Annotated in this window: 11 protein-coding genes; 2 read left to right on the forward strand and 9 right to left on the reverse strand. The window is 61.6% G+C overall.

The genetic code is table 11. The annotated features are described in order from the left end of the window. Positions 1-180 precede the first annotated feature (180 nt). Positions 181-2172, forward strand: a complete 1992-nt coding sequence (locus ACYQ2I_RS05750; protein WP_460166046.1) for a hypothetical protein — start codon at positions 181-183, stop codon at positions 2170-2172. Positions 2173-2625: 453 nt separating this feature from the next. Here ACYQ2I_RS05750 and ACYQ2I_RS05755 read toward each other — a convergent pair whose 3' ends face one another. The 8 genes from ACYQ2I_RS05755 to ACYQ2I_RS05790 all read right to left on the reverse strand — a co-directional run bounded on the left by ACYQ2I_RS05755 (position 2626) and on the right by ACYQ2I_RS05790 (position 20780). Continuing rightward, positions 2626-4254 (reverse strand): diguanylate cyclase, encoded by a 1629-nt coding sequence (locus tag ACYQ2I_RS05755; protein WP_460166047.1) that lies wholly within the window; start codon positions 4252-4254, stop codon positions 2626-2628. A 378-nt stretch (positions 4255-4632) separates the two neighbouring features. Next, positions 4633-6837 carry a glycoside hydrolase family 2 protein gene (locus ACYQ2I_RS05760; RefSeq protein WP_460166048.1) on the reverse strand — a complete coding sequence of 735 codons (2205 nt, stop codon included), beginning with the start codon at positions 6835-6837 and terminating at the stop codon, positions 4633-4635. A gap of 263 nt (positions 6838-7100) precedes the next feature. Then, a complete protein-coding gene (locus tag ACYQ2I_RS05765; protein WP_460166049.1) occupies positions 7101-8651 on the reverse strand; it encodes an Hsp70 family protein in 1551 nt (516 codons plus the stop codon). A gap of 199 nt (positions 8652-8850) precedes the next feature. Then, positions 8851-10863 carry an Hsp70 family protein gene (locus tag ACYQ2I_RS05770; protein ID WP_460166050.1) on the reverse strand — a complete coding sequence of 671 codons (2013 nt, stop codon included), beginning with the start codon at positions 10861-10863 and terminating at the stop codon, positions 8851-8853. A gap of 251 nt (positions 10864-11114) precedes the next feature. Further along, entirely contained in the window at positions 11115-13148 is a 2034-nt protein-coding gene (locus ACYQ2I_RS05775; RefSeq protein ID WP_460166051.1) for a hypothetical protein, read from the reverse strand. Between the two features lie 68 nt (positions 13149-13216). Further along, positions 13217-15607, reverse strand: coding sequence for a glycoside hydrolase family 95 protein (locus tag ACYQ2I_RS05780; RefSeq protein ID WP_460166052.1), 2391 nt, complete (start codon positions 15605-15607; stop codon positions 13217-13219). 126 nt (positions 15608-15733) lie between these two features. Further along, positions 15734-18109, reverse strand: a complete 2376-nt coding sequence (locus tag ACYQ2I_RS05785; RefSeq protein WP_460166053.1) for a glycoside hydrolase family 95 protein — start codon at positions 18107-18109, stop codon at positions 15734-15736. A gap of 49 nt (positions 18110-18158) precedes the next feature. Beyond that, positions 18159-20780, reverse strand: a complete 2622-nt coding sequence (locus tag ACYQ2I_RS05790; RefSeq protein WP_460166054.1) for an exo-alpha-sialidase — start codon at positions 20778-20780, stop codon at positions 18159-18161. Between the two features lie 172 nt (positions 20781-20952). Here ACYQ2I_RS05790 and ACYQ2I_RS05795 point away from each other — a divergent pair, with 172 nt between their 5' ends. After that, entirely contained in the window at positions 20953-22242 is a 1290-nt protein-coding gene (locus tag ACYQ2I_RS05795) for a molybdopterin molybdotransferase MoeA (protein ID WP_460166055.1), read from the forward strand. 34 nt (positions 22243-22276) lie between these two features. Here the strand turns inward: ACYQ2I_RS05795 and ACYQ2I_RS05800 are convergent, their stop codons facing one another. After that, complete coding sequence (locus tag ACYQ2I_RS05800; RefSeq protein ID WP_460166056.1) at positions 22277-23260, reverse strand: sugar phosphate isomerase/epimerase family protein; 984 nt, start codon at positions 23258-23260, stop codon at positions 22277-22279. Positions 23261-23358 lie beyond the last annotated feature (98 nt).

Here is a 23358-nt window from a genome sequence, read left to right on the forward strand (position 1 = left end):
GGAAAGGTGCGTAAAGTGCGTGGGTTGCTTGGGGTTTGTCGTACGCGCCTTTTTTTGGGCGGAGATGGGTTTTACCCATCCGATGAGTAAGGACGACGGTGCGGACAGTATCGAGACAGTGCGAGGTGAAAAGGGGCGGTCGCCGATCGTCTCGATTTTTCAGCAGGTGAAGCGATGGCCATGGATTCGGCATCCCGCGGCACAAGCAGGCAACGTCCGTTGAGTTGTTCTCTGTGCGGCATGCGCTTCGTGCCTCCCGAATCGGCGCAGGATGCCGACGTGATCCATTGTCCGACCTGCGGGCTGGGGCATCCGAACCCCGATCGTCGGCGACGTGTGCAGGAGGAAGCAGAAACCGACCGATCGCCCGAGGCGGTTCTCGATCGCTGGTTGGAAGGTTCTCCGGTCGTTCAGGCTTCCCGGAAGAAAGAAGACTGGGAGCTCTTGGGGCGTTGGTGCCGAATGCATCCGGCGCTGTCGCTGTTCGTCGCGTCGGTTTCGGCGGCGGTCGTCGTGCTGGCCGTCACCTTGGCTTTCCGCTTGCAGACGGCCCAACGACGATTGGAACACGCAGCGGTTCGGTTTGCGGCGACGGCCGAGGAACGCGATACTCTCCGCAGTGATCTCCAAGAATCGCGCCGGCAGTTGCTCATTTGGAAGAATCGCGCCGAGGCCAATGCGGCCGCCCTACTCAGCGGAAAAGAGGAGATTCGTCGCCTCGAAACGCAATTGGCCGATGCCCGAAAAGAGCTCGCCGAGGTCCGACGGGAACAGCTTGCAATCCGGCAGGGGACCAGCCGAGCCTTGGCCGAGGAAATGTATCGTCGTTCGGTGGCCTTGTTGCGGCAACAGCCCGCCCAAAGTTTGTTTTTGGCGGGCGAGGCGATCGACGCATTGACGAGCACCGGAGATCGGCCGCAGCCCGAGATGGAGCAGGTGTTGCGCGATGCCTTGGCGGCGGCCGGCGGCATCGGATTGCTCGGGCACAACGGTCCGGTCGAAGCCATTGCAGTCAGTCCCGACGGCCGTTTCTTGGCGAGTGCTTCGCGCGACGGCACGGTGCGTCTCTGGGACTTGAACGCCTCGGATCCGGCCTCCGGCGTCAAACGGCTCAAAGGAGATGAGAGTCCGTTTACCGCCTTGGCGTTTGCCGCGGGCGGCGGCAAGTTGATCGCCGGTTGCGAGAACGGTTCCGTCTGGTTGTGGGACGTGGAGGCCGCGGGGAACGAATCGCAGGGCCTGCGGTTGCCCGGTCACCAGGCCAGGATCAACGTGGTGTGCGTCGGTCCCAACGGTCGTTGGGCACTGACCGCCTCGGGAGATTTCGGGGAAAACGACAATACCGCCCGATTATGGGATTTACGAGCGGCCGACCCAGCCGCGGCTTGCACGGTGTTGCGAGGGCATACCCGACCGATCCAAGCGGCGGCGTTTTCGCCCGACGGTCGTTGGGTGATCACCGCCGGTGAGGATCAGACGGTGCGCGTCTGGAATCTTGCTTCATCGTACCCCGCCGCCGAGCAAGTCATTCTCGAGGGGCACGAGGGGTGGATCACCTCGATCGCCGTCTCTGCCGACAGCCGGTTTTTTGTGACCGGCAGCTACGACGGGACGGCCCGAGTGTGGGATCTCGCCTCGCCGTCGGTCAACAACCCGGCCCTGGTGCTCGGTGGTCACCAGGGTTGGGTGTCGACCACGGCCGTCGATCCGTCCGGACGATGGGTCGCGACGGGCGGTTTCGACAAAGTCGTGCGTCTGTGGGACGTGCAGACTTTCGGCGCAACGCCCAAACCGATTTTGTTGCACGGACACGAGGGCCGAATCCAGGTGTTGCGATTCACGCCGGACGGTCGATGGCTGATTTCCGGCAGTGAAGATCACACCGCCCGCATTTGGAACCTGCAAGCTGAGGATCCGGCCGAAAATGCCATCGTGCTTCGCGGTCATACCGGCCCGGTCAGTGAAATGGTCGTCAGTCCCGACGGCCGATGGCTGATCAGTGCGTGCGACGGTACCGACGCCGAGCAGGACTACTGTATCCGCCTCTGGCCGTTGGATCTCAAAGAATTGGTGCGTGCCGCTCGCCTGGCAGCGGCCAAGCGGCTCAACGAGAGTCAACGCAAGGCCCTGGTCTTGGAAACGGCCGCGCGACTGGAACGTCAGAATCGATGAGGGCGCGCCGCCGGAAGATGCGGCGGAAAGTGAACTCTCGAAAAACGAGCGGTATTCTTTGCTTCCGCGAAGAGCCTATTCGTCGTGTGTCGGCCGAGTTCGTCCGGCAGACCGTTTCGTCATTGGGCTAGCGTCGCACGACCAGCCAGCCGGCCATCGCCCACACGCCAACGAAAGAAAGCCCCAGCATGGCTTGAACGAGGGTGAGATTCACGGTCCGATTCCTTGCGTGTTTTCTTCGGTGACGGACACGAGGTGTGTCCCTCTATTCGCTACGATGCCTTTCGGCCGTCGGATTATCGACGAGAAGATGCGCGCGGCTGGATTTTCGAATCGTGCCGCCGGAGAACCGGCAGGACGGGAGAAGACACCCCGCCTTGCCCAAAGTACCGATGTCAGGCATGCCGCGGACCATGAATCTCGGAGCTCAGGAGAACGCGATTCGCAAAAGAATCAGTCGGTCATCATGCCCTGGGCGAGCATGGCGGCGCCGAGAGCGCCGGTGCCGGCGTTGCCTTCGCGTGAGAAGGCGAGCAGGTCGTTCAGAAGCTCTTGCATCTGCGAGGCGATGCCGACCACGTAGGCGGTGCGATCTTCGTTCTGCTCCTCATCGATCGCTTGTTGCAGCCGCGCGGTTTGTTCGACCAAACCGCGACAGATGTGGCTCAGTCGTCGAGGCCGGTTGGTCAATTGTTCGACGCGTTCCGGCGCGAGCATGCCGGAAGCCGTCACCATATTCCGGAACCATCGGAGCAACGTACCGCGGCTGATCGCACCGACGGGACGGCCGTCGCTGACGATGATGATTCGTCGGATGGCCACCCGGCACATGAACTCGTAGATCGACCGAATGGGCGTATCGGCTTCGTAAGTAATGACGTGCGGACGCATCAACTTGGAAACCGGTTCATCCCATGACTTGAGCGTCACCAGGGCTGCCATTAGGTCTTTCTCGGAAAGGATGCCGATCAGCTCTCCGCGATCGTCGACCACCGGCGTCGAGGTGATTCGCGAGCGCAGGAAGTAGTCGGCCGCATCACCGATCGACATGTCGTGACGCATCGGGGCGACGATCGGCGTCATGACTTGTTCGGCGGTGACGCCGTGGAACAGATTGCCGAACGTTCCCGGCTGGTCCAAGTCCAAGTGTGCCGTTTCGCTGAGCGATTGGAATCGAATCACGCGATCCCGGCCGCTGCGCTTGGCGCACAACAAAGCCTGATCGGCCTGGTCGACCAGCATTTCGGCGGTAAGCGTATCGTCGTAGACCTCGGCGATGCCGATGCTGGCCGTGACCTGCAACGTCGTATTGCCGGCGTCGACATGCGTGGCCGAGAGCTGCTTGCGAAAACGCTCGGCCCATGTCTCGGCGTTGAGTTCGTCCGTTTCGGGAAGAAGAATGCAGAACTCTTCCCCGCCGTAGCGGGCAAGGATATCGCACTTACGCGTCGAGCGACGGAGAACGTCGGCCACAGTTCGCAACACGGCGTCTCCGGCCGGGTGACCGTGCACGTCGTTGATCCGCTTGAAGTAATCCAGGTCGACCATCACGCACGACAGCGACGTGCGATGCCGCTTTGTGCGGGCGAACTCCTTTTCGGCGATTTCGTAGAAGGATCGCTGCGTCAGCAATCCGGTGAGTGCGTCGGTACGGGCCATCTGCTGGAGTCGATGCTCCAACGCGAGCACCCGCTCACCGGCGTGAAGCCTCGCCAACAGCTCGCTTTGCCGAACGGGCTTGTGGAGAAAATCGTCGGCGCCGACGTCGAAGCCTTGGACGATCTCTTCGGTGGCCGAACGCCCTGTGACGAAGACGACGTACACGTAATGCGGCAGGGCGAGCGAACGGACTTTGCGGCACAATTCGATGCCGCTGATCTCGGGCATTTCCCAATCGGTGATCAGGAAGCGAGGGCATTCGTGTTCCAACAGTTCCAGGCCTTCCCGGCCGTTCGTGGCCGTTTGGACCTCGTACCCCGCCTTTTTCAACCAATGCGAAAGCAGACGCAGGACCGACGGGTCGTCGTCGACGAGCAAGACCTGTTTGAACGTGTTGGAGGTTTCCGCACGAAGATCCTTCATGATCTGCAAACGTCCTTGGTGCCGATCCGACTTCTTGAGTGTGCACACCGTTCCGCGCGGGGTTCACGCGATGCCTCGCAACGAAGACAGGTGCAGACTCTGCCCGAGATGCGTCCAGTCAATGGTAGCTTGCGTTTCCCGGGAGACGAGCGAAGGACAGGGGACAGGAGGGAAATTATTGTCGGGCGAATGCTTAGGTTTCCCTCTCAATCGTCCCGACCGATGATCACGCTATTCGCCGCACAAGCGGTAGATCCTGTGTGATCGCGAGAGTCGGCGTAGACGGCGCCGAAATAAGACAGGCGGGATACCCGCAGGCCCCCGCCTGTCGTCAAATTGCCGCGTGAAGCAGCGCTGCGTGCCTGTAAGATGCGGTTGCTATTCTTGCGGCATGGCAAGCAATCCCAGGCCGACGTCGATGAATTGACCGCCTTCCGTCTGACGGCAGTGAACGGCGATCGTGTTCTTTCCTGCCTTCAGGGCCGCTTTGGCCTCGGGTGCAATCGTCAGCTCGACGTAGTCGGTCGTGTAGCCGGTCGTCTTTGCTGCCAAGACACCGTTGAGGTAGATCTCGGCATCCTCGTCGTGGTGGACGACCAGAACGAGGTCGTTTTCGGCAAGATCGCCCGGCAGCTCGACGGAACGGCGGATCCAGATTTCCGCGCCGTCCCACTTCGTGCCGACGATCGCCCCCGGCGTACCTTCCGTGCCGAAGCCGCCCGAGCCTTCCGACCAGTGCGAATCGTCGTAATCTGCGGCAAACCATTCGCCGGTCGGGGCTTCGGTCGTATAACGCCAAACCGATTTCGCTTCGGCGGCGGTGGGAACGATCGTTACCAGACGCGGCACCTGCCCGCGATTCGCAGCGGCGATACGATCGATGTCGACCTTGACGATTTCGCGGTCATAGGTGAGCAAACCGTTGCATTCGGTTTCGACGTCGGTGATCTGCGTGTACACTCCGGCCGCCAGCCCCTTGGTTTCGGCCAGTTGCCACAACCGACGCATGAGCGCGATGTAACGGCTGTTCAGTTCCTCGGCATTCGCCATCGACCGATAGCCCCAGTTTTCCTGCGTCCAGAGGTGACCGGGAACCGCTAGTCCCAGGCCGCCGAATTCCCCCAACACGCCCGCGCGGCCGTCCTTGGGTTCGGGCGCACCCGGACCGGGGTAGCGATGGATATCCAACACGTCACCGACGCCTTTATCCGTCCAACCGCTGGCGTTGTTGATCAACCGGGTCGGGTCGAGAGAGCGGACGAACTCGACTCGGCTTTCGGTGTCGTGCTGTCCCCAGCCTTCATTGAAGACGACCCACATGATGATCGACGGATGGTTGCGGTGCTCGTGGATCATCTCCGCCAGTTCGATTTCAAACTGCTTCTTGGCCTCGTCCGACTTGTTGTTGCCGCTGGGCATATCTTGCCAAACGAGCAGGCCCAGCTTGTCGCACCAGTAGTACCAACGCTTCGGTTCGATCTTGACGTGTTTTCGCGTCATGTTGAAACCGAGGCGTTTGGTGATTTCGATGTCATATCGCAAGGCGTCGTCCGTCGGGGCGGTGTAGATCCCGTCGGGCCAGAATCCTTGGTCCAACGGCCCCATCATGAACAGCGGCTTGTTGTTCAGGTGCAGGCGGACGAAACCGTCGGCCGCTTTGGCGACGGATACCTTGCGCATGCCGAAATAGCTCGTCACCGAGTCGATTTCTCGGCCGTCGCGCAGCAATTCGACGCTCAGGTCGTACAGAAAAGGATCGTCGGGCGACCAGGTGCGAAGTTTATCGGCGGGAATCGTCAGAAAGATGGTTTCGTCCGGCTTGCCGGTCGCTTCGGCCACGATCTCGTCGCCTGCTTCGGCCGTCAGTCGGACGGTGACGCCTTCCGTGTCGCCGCCGACGAACACGGTCGCTTCAAGGCGGCGCTCGTCCAGGTTCGGATCCAAACGCAGGTCGCTGATCGCCGTCGTCGGCACCGGTTCCAACCACACCGTTTGCCAGATGCCGGTGCACGGCGTGTACCAGATGCCTTTGGGGTGTTTGACCTGTTTGCCCCGCGGTTGATCACCGGCGTCGCTCGGATCGAACACATCGACGATCAGCTCTTGCGGGCCGTCCGGCCGCAGCGCGTCGGTGATGTCGAAAGTGAACGCATCGTATCCGCCGCGGTGTGTTCCCAGTTTGCGGCCGTTGACCGTGACGGTCGCTTCCCAGTCGACCGCTTCGAAGTGGAGAAGGATACGCGATCCTTGCCACCCGGCCGGGACGCGAAACTCGCGTCGGTAACGCAGCCGCTCGGCTTGTTCCATCACGCCGGAAAGAGCCGACTCGACCGGGAAGGGAACCAGAATCTCTCGCGGTTCCGGCGACTCTCCGAGCGTGACTTCCCAAACACCGTTCAGGTTCAGCCATCGATGCCGCACCATTTGCGGACGCGGGTACTCGGCGTGCGCGTTCTTCGGCGAAACCTGTTTGGCCCAGCGGGTTGTCAGCGGTCCCTTCGCAGGCGACCACGCGGCGGCAGGTTGCGTGCTCGACAGCACGCCCGACAGACAAATCCCGACGAGAAGGTAATGGAACCTCATGCACAAGCCTCCTGTGTGAAAAAGGTGAGAAACGCAGGCGGGACGACGAATCGCATGAGGCGGTCACCCCAAGGAGGCAAACGGCGTGGCGCAATGTCGCCATGCACCTGTACTGCAGCTTGGGGGGACTTGCGCGCAAAGGCGACCGACCAATGCAAAAACGGGAAACGCCGCATCCCTGATAACGTCGCGGCTAGTTTAAATAGCCGATGCGGGCAATTCAAGTTGCGGCGTGTGAAAAAGAAGCCGTCGGGGGCTCGGCGTCAGCCGTATTTTCCGGGCGGTTTTCCGCTGATGTACTCTCGCCAACCGTCGAGATGTTCTTTGGGCAAGCCGATTTCGCGGGTGAACTCCGATTCGACCTGCGCTTCGGTGTCGGGAACGACCACGCGGACCTTTAGACGGCCGTTCGTCTTGTAGCGGAAGATGACGTCCACCGGCCATTTTTCCGGTAGTTCCGGCGGCAGGTTGTGAACCGTAACCCGCCCGATCGGTGAGCAGTCTTCCGGTGACGGGCTTTCCCCTTCGACGATTTCGACCAAGATCGATCGTTGGTTTGCCTTATGGGTGCGGAACGTGCGTTTCGCGGTGACCGGAAGATGCGTATTACGGGGGATGACGACGCCGGTGCGTCGCCGTTTCGTCAGCGGATCGACGCCCACGACTCCCAGGCTGTGCGAGTTCACGTTACGGATCCGAAACGTAGTCGGCTCGCCCCGGGCCTTGTCGAGGATTCGACCGGCATGATAGGCCGCACCTTGGGCCACGGCCTCATCGGCGGCGACCGACGTATCCGGCTCCTTGCCCGAGAGTTCCGTGAGTAATCGGCGAACCATCGGCATGCGCGTCGAACCGCCCACCAACAACACGCGATCGATTTCATCCCATGTCAGTCCCGAGGCCTTCAACGCTTGGACCGTCGTGAATCGTGTGCGGTCCAGCAAATCTTGCGTGGCCTCTTCGAATTCGGCGCGGCTGACCTCGAACTGCTCGATCTTGCCTTGGCATTCACAGGGAATGATCGCCTTTTGGCGGGCGGAGAGCGTTCGTTTTGCGTCTTCGCACTCGCGCCACAACTTACCGGCGGCGGTCGAATCTTCCCGCGGATCGACATAGTGCTTGCGGATGAATCGTTCGGCCACGAGGTCCACCAATCGCTGATCCCAGTCCCAGCCGCCCAGGTGGACATCGCCGTCGATGGCCAACGTCACGAAGTCGCGTCCTCGCAGCTCCATCACGGTGACGTCGAACGTCCCGCCGCCAAGGTCGTAAACCAGGATGCGTTGCGGACGATCGGTCGGGGCTTCATCGTCCATCAGCCCCTGTTGATGCCCGAACGCCAACGCGGCGGCCACCGGCTCGTTGATGATGTCGAGAACGTCGAGGCCCGCCATGTATCCGGCATCTTGGGTGGCCTTGCGGCGAACCTCGTCGAAATAGGCGGGCACGGTGATGACGACGTGAGAGAAATCGCCTAGTTGTTTTTGGGCATCGACCCGCAATTTGTTGAGGATGAATGCTTCGATGACTTCGGGAGGATAGTGTTTTCCTCCCAATACCTTGTGATACACGCGGTAGCCGACGTCGCGCTTCGAACACTCGGCGACGTGGTCCGATTCGACGGCGTAGGCCTTCAGAGCTTCCTTGCCGACGACCACTTCGTCTTCGTCGAATAGGACGACGCTGGGCGTCAGGCGATCCCCTTCGGCATTGACGACCGTGACGGGGCGTTTTGTCTCATCGAGGTAACACAAGACGGAGAACGTCGTCCCCAAGTCGATGCCGACTGCCGGTGTATCTTTCTTGACTTTCATACGCTCTTCCGATCCGCCGATGTCCGTCAACCTCGCGGGGACCACACGTTCCGAAGAACGGCGTTCCCGTGGCGATCACCGCTCGAACCGCGACTAGGTGCAATGTCGAACCATGCGCCCCCCAAAAACGGGGAATCCGTTTGCTCCACAAGTATACGCTATCGTTCGCCGGACAAGGTACCCCACCGGGCCGCTGCATTCAAAACAGATCAAGGATGGCACTGTCGGGAAGCAGCCATCGAACGATGAAATAGCCGAGAACGAGGCCGCCCAACGAAAACAAGACGAATCCCGTCCAAGCGATGGTCCATCGCGGTACGGAAAACCCGAACGGGGTAGGCACCCAACGGGTGCCGTTCGACGAAAACGCCCGTGAGCCGCCGTTGTTCTCGTGATCCGCCGTGCGGACGGTGGGGGCAGGTGCATCCGATGCGTGCGGCACTTTCAGCACGGCCGTTTTGCTCGGTGTAGTTTTGGCCGGAGCCGCCCCGTCGGCACCGGTGAGAAGCATCTCGCGGGTTACGAGTTGCCGTTCGGCTTTGAGCGATTTCTTTGGGGGCGATATCGGCGGCCGCGAGGGCGGCGAAACCGGAGGCGGTTCGGCAGGGGCGACTTTGGGGCTTTCCTGCTGGGATCGTGACGCCAATATTTCTTCGACGGCTTCTTCGATCGCATCGAAGCCGGGCATCTTGTCGACCGTCGATTGCCAGCGGGCGACTTGCTCGGGGGCAAGGTTGTCCGTTCGGCGGATGGTCAATTCGGCCCGGCAGTCCGTGTCGGGAATTTCCACTTTCACGTCCAAACGCCCGTTCGACCGATAGGCAAACGTCACCAATACCGGCCAACCTTTCGGTAAGCCCGGCGGCAGGCGTTCGATCACGACCGTGCCGATCCGCGAGCAGGCTGCCGGATCGGATGATTCGCCCTCGATCACGGGAACGGCCAGCGAGTCTTGGTTTTCGCGTTCGGTGCAAAAGACCTCTGTTTTCGAGACGGGCAGTTTGCTGTTGCGAGGAATGATCGGAATCTTCGTTTTGCCGCCCGTGCCGGGGTCGACTCCTTCAACCCCCAACGTGTGCGCGTTGACTTCGACGACCTTGAATGCGGCGACAGGCAACTCAGGATATTCTTTCGCGAGTCGATAGCCTGCGTAAATCGCTGCTCCGCGGGCGACGGCCTCGTCGGGATTCACGTTCCGACACGGCTTCTTGCCCGAGAGCGCCTCGAGCATTTGCGGGATCATCGGCATTCGCGTGGCGCCGCCGACGAGAAGGACCTCATCGACGTCGTCCCATGTCATGCCCGCTGCTTCGACCACATTTTGGGCCCGAACGGCCGTCCGCTCCAGTAAGTCGGCCGTGCAACGTTCGAAACGCGTGCGGGTGATTTCGGTCTCGAAGAAGCCCTCGTTGAGCATCACGCGAAAACGGGTTTTGCGTCGGGCGGTAAGGGCCGCCTTCGACTCGACGACGGCTTCGTACACTTTCGCCCAGCGCGCCGGATCGTCGCGCGGATCGGCAAATCCGGCGGCGACCATTTCATCGGCCAAGTCATCGAGCAATGCGAGATCCCAATCGTAGCCGCCCAACTCCATTTCGCCGTCGATGGCCAAGGTGTCGATTCGGCCCGGTTCGAGATGAACGAGCGTGACGTCGAAGGTGCCGCCGCCCAGGTCGAACACCAGCACGTTCATCGGCTTCCGCGAGCCGCCCTCGGCCGATAGATAGCCCAGCGATTCGCCGAAGGCGATTGCCGCGGCGGTCGGTTCGTTGAGAATATCGAGCACGCGCAGTCCCGCCATTTCGCCCGCGTCGGCGGTCGCCTTGCGTCGCGTTTCATCGAAGTACGCCGGGACGGTGATCACGCATTGCGATTCGCGGCCGACGTTCCGGACGATGTTTTCTCTCGCTTTTCGCAGGATACAGGCCTGGATGACCGGCGGCGGCAGGCGGCGTCCGCGGATCGTGCGGCTGAACGTCGGGCATCCCATTTCACGCTTGACCCAGCGAGCGACTTCGTCCGGGTGGAGGACCGCCAGCCGCTGGGCCTCGCGTCCGACGACGATCTCGCCGTCGGCGAACCGAACGACGCTGGGCGTCACGTTTTCACCCGTCTCGCCGAGCACGACCGACGTCTTGCCTTCGTCGTCGAGATACGCCACGACGGTGTTCGTCGTGCCCAAGTCGATGCCCACGGGTTTGGGGATGCCCATAAATCGACCGTCCGATTCGATACTGTGCTGCGATAAGCGGTCGCCCGACTGTGTTGAACTGCACGGCGACGAGGCCGCCTCGTTTCCGGCAACGCGGCCGAAAATGCGATGCGGCGGCGATCGAGAGAATCTCGCGCAACTCGATGAAGAGAGTCTCTCTCTGTTCCTATTTTGACTCTACTTGGCGGGTGGAGCCAAGACAACCGCCGACCGCGCCGCCGGGGCGTTTTCGAATGTCTGCCGATCGGGCATCAAGGGACGCGAAAAACGGCTCGAATTCGGGAGATCGTCTCGCCGGCGTCGAAGGTGTGGCGGCCGGGGCGGTAATTCAGGTAGAGACGATCGACCGCGCGCCCGCGGGAGGTTTTCTCGGCCCCTCGGTACGCGATGGACGCGCCGGGCGACAGATCGATCCGAAGCAGGTCGTCGATCTGGAGTTGCCGCACGTCGCCCCAGTCGTGGGCAGCCTTCGAATGCGCGGCAATCTCGATCGTGCGTCCGTCGACCGTCACGGCGCGCACGCCGTCTTCGAATATCCAATCGGTATTGTTTAGTATTCCGATCAATCCTGTCACGATTGGTCCCGTGGTAGTTTCGCGCTCTGCGACGAGGGTTTCGGAGAAGGTGAGCGTTCCGTCGGCGCGGGATCGGAGGTGGATGTCGCCGCGGATTGCGTCGCCGTGTCGGACGGTCAATATTGCTTCGAAGCCGGAGTCGGGCGCGGTCGTTTGCAAGGAAGGAAACTCGATGGAGACGATCTTCAGCGGCAGCGGCGAATCGTCATCGGCCGAGGTGATGGCGCCGAGCAAGCTGCGGGGTGTCGGATCGATCAAGCGGTCTTCTTGTTGCGGCAGGAATTGAATCAGCGGTTGCGCCCCCCAGCTCAGCGAATGGATCGCCTGCGGTGTTCGGTGGATCAGAATCTTGCCTTCGCGCAATTGGAGAATGCCCAACGGTGCATGGAAAACGTGCTTCGGGTCGGGAGGCGGTGCGAAATGCAGGTGAAGCCACGCGCGCCCGAGGGCCGAGGCAATGTCGGTTTGTGTCGAGGGGAAGAAGTATTGATCGGGATGGTAAATCGCTCCTTCCGGCGAACGGGCTTGCATCCGTTCGATGATCTCGACCGTCCGTGAAAGCAGCGGCCAAGCATCGGGATCGTGGCCGTAGACGTACACCAGCGAGTGCCGCGTCAGCGAAATCGGCTGCCGGAACAGCGTCCAATCCTGCCCGCTGGGATACACGTAGCTGCCGTCGGGCGTGATGAACCATTTCAGGTTGTCGTAAATGCCCTGCACATTGTACGTGAGGGCGTCGGGGGGACGACGGCCGGTCATCCGAAAATCGGTCGCCGCGGCAAGGGATAGGGTGAAACACCCCATGTAGTCCGGGTGCACGAAGCCGTGGTTTTCGACGGTAAAGTCGTCGAACATATTCGCACCGAGAAACTGTTCGCGCACCGGCCGTCCGTCGACGATCGTCTCCGATTTCGCATCGGCTGGACGCAGGAATGCCGAAAGCGCCCAGCGTTGGAATTGACGTTCCCATTCGGGAAACGCCGGATCGTCGGGCATCAAGAGCATGGCGGTCGAGAGAACCTGTGCGTTCCAGGCGTTCTCTTCGGCTTTCGTATCGTGGCGAAGTTGGAAAGGCGGATCGGCGCGTGCGATCCGCTCGGCCTCGTGCCGCACGACCTTCCGCACGCCTTCCTGGAGATCGGCCGGCAGCTCGTCCCACACGAACCATGCCCCGCGACCGAGCATTTGCGTCCAATGGGCCGACTGCCAGTGGTCGCCCCAGGGGCGGCCGTCGTCGGTGCGACGCGTACCGGTCTTGTGCGTCTCGACCAGGTAACGCATCATCGGCACGATCGTTTCATCCAAGAGTTCGCGACGCGAGACGCCGACGATCGCCGAGTCGTACGGCCCGAACCGGTACAAGAAACAAAAGGCTTGCAATGCCCCGGTGTTCGGGCGAATCCAATGTTCCACACTGCGGCTTTCGGTGAGCAGCTTTCGCGTCTCGTCGCCGTGCCAAGGATGCACCAGGCCCAGCAAGTAGTGGGCTTGCCGCATGTTGCACATATAGATGCGGTCGCACAACGCTTGCACCTCGGGAGAAGTGATTTCGGGGAGGTGCGGGCGCAACGGCGTTTCCGCCGCGGAGAGCGTGAGAGGTGCCACCAAGACCAACCACGCCGAAAGGGCGAGCATCGACACCAGGGTGATGTTTCCCACGAACGGCTGCTCGGGCCGGAATCGTCCGTTTGATCCGTTTCGTTGATACACTTGCTCGTCTCCTTCAACGGAGGTGGCGCTGCGGAACAATAACGGCCAATCGTGGGGGGACGAGGAGTCTACTTCGCGGCGGCACGGACGACGTATGTTCCCGCCGAAGCGGCGAACATCCACGTCCCGTCGTCCTCGCGCGTCGCCTCGATCGTTTTGCCCGATTCGTCGACGATTTCGACGCGGGTGAACGTGTCGGGGACCCGCACCCGGAGCGTTTGGGCCGTCGCGGGGGTCAGCTTTGCTTCCATCGATTCGGGCGTCCAGGTCAGGGCGACACCGACGTTGCCTCGCGCCCGCAGCCCTTCGATGCTGCCGGAGGGCCATGCGTCGGGGACGGCGGGCAGCAAACTGATTTCGCCGCTGTGACTTTGCAGCAGCATTTGGGCGATTCCCATCGTACCGCCGAAGTTGCCGTCGATTTGGAAGGGCGGGCAACTGTCGAACATGTTCGGCAATGTGCTCTGCGTGACAAGCTCCCCGAACAACTTGTGGGCTCGATTGCCGTCGCCGAAGCGTGCCCACAGGCTGATCTTCCAGGCCTTGCTCCAGCCGGTTCCGCCGTCGCCGCGGAACTCGAGCGACTTTCGAGCAGCGGCACATAGCTCGGGCGTGCCGCGCAGAGTGATTTCCTCTCCGGGGAAAACACCCCAAAGATGAGAAACATGCCGATGCTTATTGTTCGGGTCGTCCTTGTCTTCGAGCCATTCTTGGAGTTGACCGTATCGGCCGATTTGGTTCGGGGCGATTCTCGACCGCATGTCGAGCAGTTGTCGGCGAAATTCCGGATCCACGTCCAGGATTTCGGCCGCTTTCGCTGTGGCGGCGAACAGGTAGCGGATGATTTGATGGTCCATCGTCGGTCCCATCACCAGCCCGCCCTGTTCGGGCGAGTTGGACGGCCCCGAGATCAGCCAGTGCTCGGGTGACCGAGGATCTTCGATCAGGTAATGCGTGAAAAACTCGCAGGCCTTTTTCATGAGCGGATAGGCCCGCTCGGCGAGAAACTTGCGGTCTTGCGTGTACTCGTAGTGCCACCACAGATGCTGGCACAGCCATGCGCCGCCGGTGGGCCAAATGCCGTGGTTCGAGGCGTTGATCGGGGCGGTTCCCCGCCACAGGTCGAAATTGTGATGAAGGACCCAACCCGGGGCATCGTAATGCACCTTGGCCGTGCGCGCGCCCGAGATTGCCAACTCGTCGAGCACGTCGAAGAGCGGCTCGGCGCACTCCGAAAGATTGCACACTTCAGCGGGCCAGTAATTCATTTCGACGTTGATGTTCGTCGTGTATTTCGATTCCCACGGCGGCGTCAGGCTCTCATTCCACACACCTTGTAAATTGGCCGGTTGACTACCGGGGCGGCTGCTGGAAATCAGCAAGTAACGTCCGAACTGAAAGTACAGGACGGCGAGGTCCGGATCGTCCTGCTTGCCGAAATCGCGAATTCGTCGATCCGTCGTTTGGTGTACGGCTTCCGTCTTCGGAAGTGAGAATCGTACGCGATCGAACAGGGAACGATAATCCTGCACGTGACGTGCCAGCAACTTTGCGTAAGGGAGAGAAACGGCCTTTTCCAGTGTTTCGACACACCGGGCGGAAGGGTTCCCGCCGACGTCTTCGAAGTCGCGGTAGTTGGTCGCCGCCGTGAGCAGGATGGTAACGGCATCGGCCTCGCGGACCTGGAGCGTGCCGTCGAGGGCTTTCAGCGACCCGCCTTCGGGGCGGACGACCGCGCGGGCCTCGAACCGGATGACGCTCGGCAGGCCTTCGTTGGTGCGTTTGCTGATGTAGTCGGCGACGCGGCCGCGAAGGATGATCGTATCGTCGGCGATGCGCACGTCGTGTTCGGCGTGCGGCGTTTCCAGAGAAGCCGTGCAGGCGACTGCGCCGGGCTTGTCGGCTTCGATCCGCACGACGATGACTTGATCGGGATAGCTGGCAAAGACCGTCCGTGTGTACGTGGTCTCCCCGATGCGGTAGGTCGTGACGGCCCGCGCCGATGAGAGGTCGAGTTCCCGTCGATACTCGCTGATGTCCTGGGTATCGCCGAAATCCAAGTACAAGTCACCGCACGGTTGATACGGGGTTTGCCGTAGCGGAACGCTCATGAAATGTTGCGACGCCAAGGCCTGGGCTTCTTGCTGTTTTCCTTCGAACAGCAGACGCCGGATCTCGGGGAGATAGCGAGCAGCACCCGGATGCGAATAGTCGTGCGGGCAACCGGCCCACACGGTGTCTTCGTTGAACTGAATCCGTTCCCGGTCCGTTTTTCCGAACACCATGGCGCCGAGCCGGCCGTTGCCGATCGGTAAGGCCTCGGTCCATTTGGTCGCCGGTTTGTCGTAGGTCAGGCGAAGGGAATCGTCGGCCGTGGCGACGCTCGTCGCGGCCAGTGCCGTAATCAACAAGGAGGCGAAGCCGAGTCGGCGGGGTTGGAGAAAACGGATGCGCTTCATGGAAGGCCCTCTCTTTCGATTTCAGCAAGAAACGGGGGACCGCGAATCGGCAAAACCGGGGATGACGTGCCGCAGGGAGCACGGATTGTTTGCCGAAAGCGGTTTGTCGGTCGGCAGGCAACCGCGTTATTCGATTTCGGCGCGATATGTTTCGCCGGATCGAACGGAAATCTCCCACCGGCCGTCTGCCGTGCGTGCCGGAGCGAAATCACCGTCGGTCGCGGTCCACTTTACCTGGTCGACGGTCTTCGGGAAACGAACGAGATGACGTCCGTCGCTTTGGGGACGAAAAACGACACGCGTCGGTTTCTCGTTTTTCCAGTCGATGTCGATTTCGACGTTGCCGCGGGCGCGGAGGCCGGAGACCGAGCCGGCGCCCCAATGGTTCAGCGGCCAGGCGGGAAGAATCGCGATCTCGCCGGCATGGCTTTGTAGCAACATTTCGGCCAGCCCCGCGGTGCCGCCGAAGTTGCCGTCGATTTGGAACGGCGGGTGCGTGTCGAACAGGTTCGGCAGCGTCGATTTGATCAGCAACGCCTGGACGTTTTCGTAGGTCTTGTCGGCATCTTCCAACCGTGCCCAAAAGTTGATCATCCAAGCGCGGCTCCAACCGGTGTGTCCGCCGCCGTGCGCCAGGCGATATTCCAGCGACTTACGCGCGGCGTCGGCGTAATCGGGCGTTTCGGCCGGGGAGAATTGATGACCGGGATGCAAGCCGAACAGGTGCGACACGTGTCGATGTCCCGGCGAGGGTTCGTCGAACGGCTCGGCCCATTCCATCAAGCGGCCGTCGTCACCGATTTTCGGCAAGGCGAGTCGTTCGCGGGCTTCACGGACACGACGGGTGAACGCGTCGTCGATGCCCAATACTTCTGCCGCATCGAGCAGATTCGTGAACAAGTCCCAGATGATTTCCTGGTCCATGGCGCAGCCCATTGACAAGTGAGCTCGCTTGCCGTCGGGAGTTGCGAACACGTTCTCCGGCGAGGTCGACGGTCCCGAGACCAGTTTGCCGGTCTTCGGATCCTCACAAAGCCAATCGAGGCAGAATTCCGCCGCTTCCCGCATCACGGGATAACCTCGCGTTCGCAAGAATCGTTCGTCGTGCGTGTACAGGTAGTGTTCCCAGAAATGGCGTACACACCATGCGGCCCCCATCGGCCACATGCCGTAACCGGTCCTGCCGATCGGGCTGGTCCACCACCAGGCATCGGTCGTGTGATGGGCCACGAACCCACCGCAGTTGTACACGTCGCGGGCCGTCTTTCGACCTTGCGGCCGGAGGTTTTCCACCAGGTCGAAGAACGGTTCGTGGCATTCGCTCAGGTTGCAGACTTCGGCCGGCCAGTAGTTCATTTGAACATTGATATTGATGTGGTAGTCGCAATTCCACGGGGCGTTGATGTGTTCGCACCAGAGGCCTTGCAGATTCGAAGGCATGCAGCCGGGCCGCGAACAACTGATCAGCAGGTACCGACCGAACTGGAAATAGAGGGCGACCAAGCCGGGATCGTCGGCACCTGCTTGAACCGATTTCAGCCGTTCGTCGGTGGGAACGGAGGACTTGTCGGGACCGTCGATTGATAACGCCACGCGATCGAACAGGCGGCGATGTTCTGCGACGTGGTCGACCAACAGGGCGCTGTATCCTCGCTTCGCCGCAGCCGCGATCCAGTCGCGGCATTGTTGCAGCGGATCGTCGCGGTTGTAGGTCGTGGCAGCGGCCAGCAGGATCGTCAGGGCGTCGGCCTGCTCGACTTTCAATGCGCCGTCTTCGGCCTTGATGTGTCCGTTTTCCGGGATCGCTTTGAGCAACGCCTCGTAGAACACACCGGGGAATTCTTTGCCCGCGTCGACTTGGCCGTGCATTCGAAGCCCGTCGTTGCCGACGCACTCGGTTGCGAAATTCTCAGGCCGATCGAGTCGAAGCGTGCAGGTGATGCGGCCGGGTTCGTCGGCCTCGAGTCGAACGACCAGCACCTGGTCGACCGGCGAGCTGAAGACCGTGCGACGGTAGCGAACGCCCTGATGGGTGTACTCGACCGAAGCGACCGCCTGCGACAGATCGAGACGGCGCACGTAATCGGTGGCCTCGTCGTGCCCCAGGTCGATTTTCAGGTCGCCCAGCGTCTGGTAGCTGCGGATCCAGCGCGGCCCTAGAAACTCGCGTTGAACAAGCGCTTCGGCCTCGACGTAACGGCCTTCGAAGCAAAGTTTTCGGGCCTCGTCGAGAAAGCGATAGGCGCCCTTGCGGTCGCGATCGGCGGGCGAACCGGCCCACACGGTATCCTCGTTCAGTTGGATGCGTTCCTGGTCGGTCTTACCGAAGACCATCGCCCCGAGACGTCCGTTGCCGATCGGTAACGCCTCGGTCCACTTGGCAGCCGGTTGCTTGTACCACAGCACCGGCTTCTCGACGGCGAAAGCCTGGGTGGTCAGGAAAACAGCGACGACGATCGACAATCCGATCGACAACCGATGGGAGAGCATGCTGTACTTCATGGTGATCTCGAGTGCGTGAATGGGGGGAAGGAAACCTCTGACCGAAGATTCAGCGAACGATGCGGACGTCTCCAAGCCGATACCAGCCGTCGGACAACCTGCCTTCGATTCCCAGTTGGACAACGGGTGTGATTGTATTGTCTACAATGCCAATGTCCAAGGAGTAGGAACCGGCAGGAAGGGTAGCGGGCAGGGGGATCTCCGCTTGACATTCGACGGGCGGTCCCGGCGGAAGATCGGGCGGATTTTCCAGGAACGACTCGGTAAAGACCTCGACCTCGCCGGGCATCCAATCGTTGACGGTGATTTCCGTCGCATGCACGGTCGCATTGCCTTGCCGGTCCAACGGCCTCAACCGAAACGCCACATGGTACGGTCGATAACACGGTGCCGAACCGACGTTGCGCCACCGCATGGCGATGTCCAACGTGTTGTCCGGCGTCGCGACCGCGGGATACGACGCTTCTTCCAGCACGAATCGGTATCCCAGGCGGCGGAGAAAGCGTTCGACTTCGGCCCGAACGTTTTCTCCCTCGGGGAGCGGTGCCGACTTGTTGTTGATCGCCGAGGCATGCACGGCCAAGGCGTAGTTGAAGATATACCGCAGCGACCAGCCTTCATCGACCCATTTACGGATATCCCAGCAGGTTTCGAAGGCGACCGGCGCGCGTTTCCAGGCGTCGAGGGCATCGGCTGCGACGAGCCAGCCGGGATAGCCTTTCCGCATGTGGCACCACGAGCGCGAGAAACCACCCAGGTCGCCCAAACAGTCGGCACGCCATCCGCAGCCGTGGCGAACTGCGTAGGCGAGCATCTCTCCGCCGCCGATGAGCATCAAAAGCGGCGTCTTCCGGAACGATTCGAGATACGTATCCACGATGCGGCGTTGGGTTTCCGGGCTCGGCATCCCAAGGGAAGACGATTGCGACATGTGCCATTCGCCCCACCAGCCGACCGACCCGAGATCGATATGGCTGATATCGGGATGGCCGTCGTATCGCTTGCCGAGTCGACGAATGAAATCGAGATGGGCTTCGAGCACGACAGGATCGTCGAGGTCGGGAACTTCAAGGGGCAGGGGGGAAGCGCCATACCGGGTTGTTACGACGCGGCCGCCGATTTTTTCGAGCCAATCCGGGTGGTACGGCTGCTGCCGGTAGGTTGAGCAACACATCACGCGGAAGGCGAGTTTCTGACCGGCTTTGCGGGCAGCCGCCAGCTCCCGGTCCACGAGGGCCGTATCGATGCGCCCTCGCTCGGGTTCCAGCGTTCCCCAACCCCATCGAAGATAATAGATCGTCGAAGGAATTCCTTCGGGCAGATTCCGATCGTTGTCGGCGGTGTGATGGAACGTCTCCCAGCCGACATCGGGATTGGCGAGGATGGCGTCGGTCGGCTTGGGACGAACGACGATGCGATCAGAGGGCGGTGTTTCTGCTGCCGTCGGCATGGCCTCAAGAGGCGAACGCGCCCGGGATTCGGTTCCGCCAAGAACCGCCGAAAGAGGCACGCGGGCAAGGGTGATCGTTTCGTAGGGGTGACTCTTGCCGCGCTCGTACAGGCACAAGATCGTGCCGTCGTCGCGAACGGCCAGGCATGAATAGGCCGAAGGCCCTTCCCACAACACGAGCTTGGCGGGCCAGGTTCGGCAGTCGTCCAGGCTGGCTCGCAACGTCATCCGAACTCGGGCGTGGGAATCGGCAGGGTTCGAAAACAAGACCACACCCGCCTGTTCGGCAGAAGGAAAGCGATAGCGTCGGATGCTCGCTTGGCAAATCGGTTCGGGAAGCGATTCGTCGAAACGGACGGGCGACCACGTCATGCCTCCGTCTCGACTGACGGCGACGGCCCGACATGTCTTTGTGCGGTCGTAGTTTCGCATGTTCAGCAGCAGTCCGCCGTCCGACAACTCGACGGCCTCGCATTCGTTCCAGGCGGGTTCGACGCTGCCGCCTAGGTGCCATGTCTTGCCGTGGTCGTCACTGTAGATGATATGAGAGCCGCGATCCTTTGTATCGGCGACGATGTGATCGCAGGGAATGACGAGTCGACCGGATCGCATGGCAATGCCGCAACCCGGTCCGGTGGCGTACCATGTCCAATCGGGGCGCTTGAGCGATTCGGTCAGATCGACCGGTGTCGTCCAGGTGCGACCGTCGTCGTCGCTGGTGCTCAGCCACACCGTGCGCGTGCCCTTGCTCGTTTTTGCGATGATCTCGCTTTCGTGATCTTCTCCCAGGTTGTGAGTCATGAACAGGAAGATGCGGTTGGTCGTCGGATCCTGGACAGGGCAGGGGTTGCCGCAGGTGTTGCCCTCGTCGTCCCATACAACCTGAAGGGGGCCGAACGTTCGGCCGCCGTCTTCACTGCGTTTCAAAACCAGGTCGATGTTTCCGGAATCGCCCCGCCCGTTCTTTCGGCCTTCGCAAAAGGCCAAGACTGTGCCTGCTTTCGTAACGAGGACCGAGGGGATGCGAAAGGTGTGGTAGCCTTCCGTGCCCGAAACGAATACCGGTTCCTGCACGACGGCGGCCTCTGCCGGAGTTTCCGCGCTTACCCGATCGGAAAAAGTTGCGACGGTCGTCCATATCAAGGCGAGACAAACGACGCCGACGCGCATGCAAGACTGTCGAATAGTCGTGCGCAAACCGAGGCGGTGAATCTGCCGCATGAGGATCGCTCCTGTACTGCATTGGATCGGGGGTAATGTCACGGCGGGAAAGGCATTGGGGCTTTTGCGATTTGGTGGTTGAACGTACGATAACACCGGTACTTACCGTGTGCAAGAAATCGCAGTCGAGGGCGTTTGGGCAATGTCGAAACCACCCGAAAGCGACGTTCGAATGCGAGGATTCGCACGTCGAACACCGGTGGCCGAGGTCTTGAGTTGGATCGATCGGCACGTGGCGCCGCTGCCGTCGGAACGCGTGCCGCTTCTGGATGCCGCCGGGCGCGTGGTTGCCGGAGCGGTCACCGCAAGGCTCGACGTGCCAAGTTTTCCGCGTGCGATGATGGACGGTTACGCCGTGCGCGCTGCCGATACGGCCGGAGCCGGCACGTACAACCGATTGGCGCTGCGCGTGGTCGGTCGATCGATGCCGGGGGCGCCCTTCGACGGCACGATCGGCCCGGGGGAAGCGGTTCAGATCATGACCGGTGCCGCGTTGCCGAAGGGGGCCGACGCTGTACTACCGGCCGAGGCGACGGACGGCGCCCCGAACCCCGACGAATGCCTTTCCCGCTTGGGACGCGGGGAAACGTGGACGGTTTACGCGATCGCCGAGGTGGCTCCGCAGAAACACGTCGGTCCCGTGGGGGAAGACATCCGGCGAGGCTCGACCGTGATCGAGCCGGGCCGCCGCTTGCGTCCTCAGGATTTGGGGGTTGCGGCCTCCGCGGGCATCCGCCGGCTCGACGTCGTGCGACGGCCGCGTGTGCGGCTTGTGCTCACCGGCAACGAGCTGGCGGCCGTCGGCGAAGAGCCGGATCTCTCACGGTGTCAAATCATCGATGCCAACGGACCGATGCTCACCGCCTTGGTCGCGCGCGACGGTGGGAAGACCGCCTACCCCGGCATCCTTCCCGACGAAGAAACCGTCATCCGCGAGGCGCTCACCGCCGATGCCGACGTCGTGTTGGTGTCGGGAGGATCGAGTGTCGGTGTCGAGGATTTCGCCCCGCGTTTGACCGCAGAACTCGGCGAACTCGTCTTCCATGGAATCGCCATGCGGCCGAGCAGCCCGACGGGGATCGGGCGGATCGGAGATCGCTACGTCGTCCTGTTGCCGGGGAATCCGGTGTCGTGTCTATGTGCGTACGATTTCTTCGGGGGAAGAATCATTCGAAAACTGGCGGGGCTTCCGGCCGAATGGCCCTACCGCCGTGTCCGAAAGCCGCTGCGGCGCAAGGCCGTTTCGGTCGTCGGACGTACCGATTATCTTCGCGTGCGCTTGGTGGACGGCGGCATTGAACCCTTGGCCGTTTCAGGGGCGTCCGTGTTGTCTTCGACAACGCGAGCGGATGGGTTTGTCGTCATTCCACCGGACTGTGAGGGCTATCCGCCCGAAACAGAGGTCGACGTTTACTTGTACGACGATCTGCCCGATGGCGATCCGGCCGCGGCCGTACGCTGAATGCGGACCTCGGCGAAGCGAAAAGTCGGTCCACTCATTGGGAGGGGCTTTCGATCAGAGCGAACGCGCGATGCATCGCCTCGGCTACCGTTTCGACCGCTTTTTCCGGCGGGAGCGTGCGAAGTTCTTTCTTGAACGGTTCGCAATATACGGGTCCGTCGTAACCGATTTCGACCAGCCCCGATAGGAACGTCTTGAGGTCGATGACGCCGGTGGCACACGGCAATTCGCGCGAGGTGTCGAGTTGTTCGTCAACGGCCAAGCCGGCCGGGGCGTCGTTCAGGTGCACGCTGATGATTCGGTCCCCGGGGAGCGATCGAAGGTCGTCGATCGTTTCTTGAGCGGTGTACCAGTGCCAACTGTCGAGTGTGATCCCGACGTTCGGCAGGTCGATGCAGGCGATCAATTCCTTCATCTCGTCCATCGTGTGGATGAAGGGGTAACGATAGCGAGTCCAACTCGTTTTCGGGCCGACGTATTCGAGCCCCAGACGCAGGTCGTAATCGTCGAGAATACGGGCGACCGCCGCGAGACGCTTCGCATGACGGGAGAAGTTGCGGCGGAAGGTGAGTTCGTTCGAGCCGGGGACGATCCACGTACCCAGCCGGTCGGCCCCCGCTTTGTTCAAGACCTTTGCGAATTGCGGCAAACGTTTCAGGTCGGCGACGAAATCGGCCTCATCGCCGCGAAATTGGACCGGCAAGCCCGTTACCGACCAGGTCAGATTCTTGGCCTTCAGCCCGTCCAATAACGACGCAAGTTCGGCATCGTCGAGTTTCGACAGGGCATCGGCACGCGGTTCGACTGCCTCGAAGCCGTATTTCACCGCCCATTCGATCGATTGCCGCAGGTCGGCGCTTACGCCGATCGCCCCGCAGTGCAATGCCATTCGAAAACGACGCGAGTCCCTGGTTTGTGGCGTGTCTTGGGAGCCTTCAGCAAGTTGAGAGGCAGCGGTAAAGCCGGCAGCCAGCAACGCACTTCCGGTGGCCAAGAACGTGCGACGATCATGTTGCATCGGTGGGACTCCTGTATCGGAAACGAGTTTTCACGGGGAATGCGACCGGCGCCCATGCTAGTCGGACCGATTTTCGCTCGCAAGGTTGGACGGCGGGC

Source organism: Thermostilla marina (genome assembly GCF_054657455.1).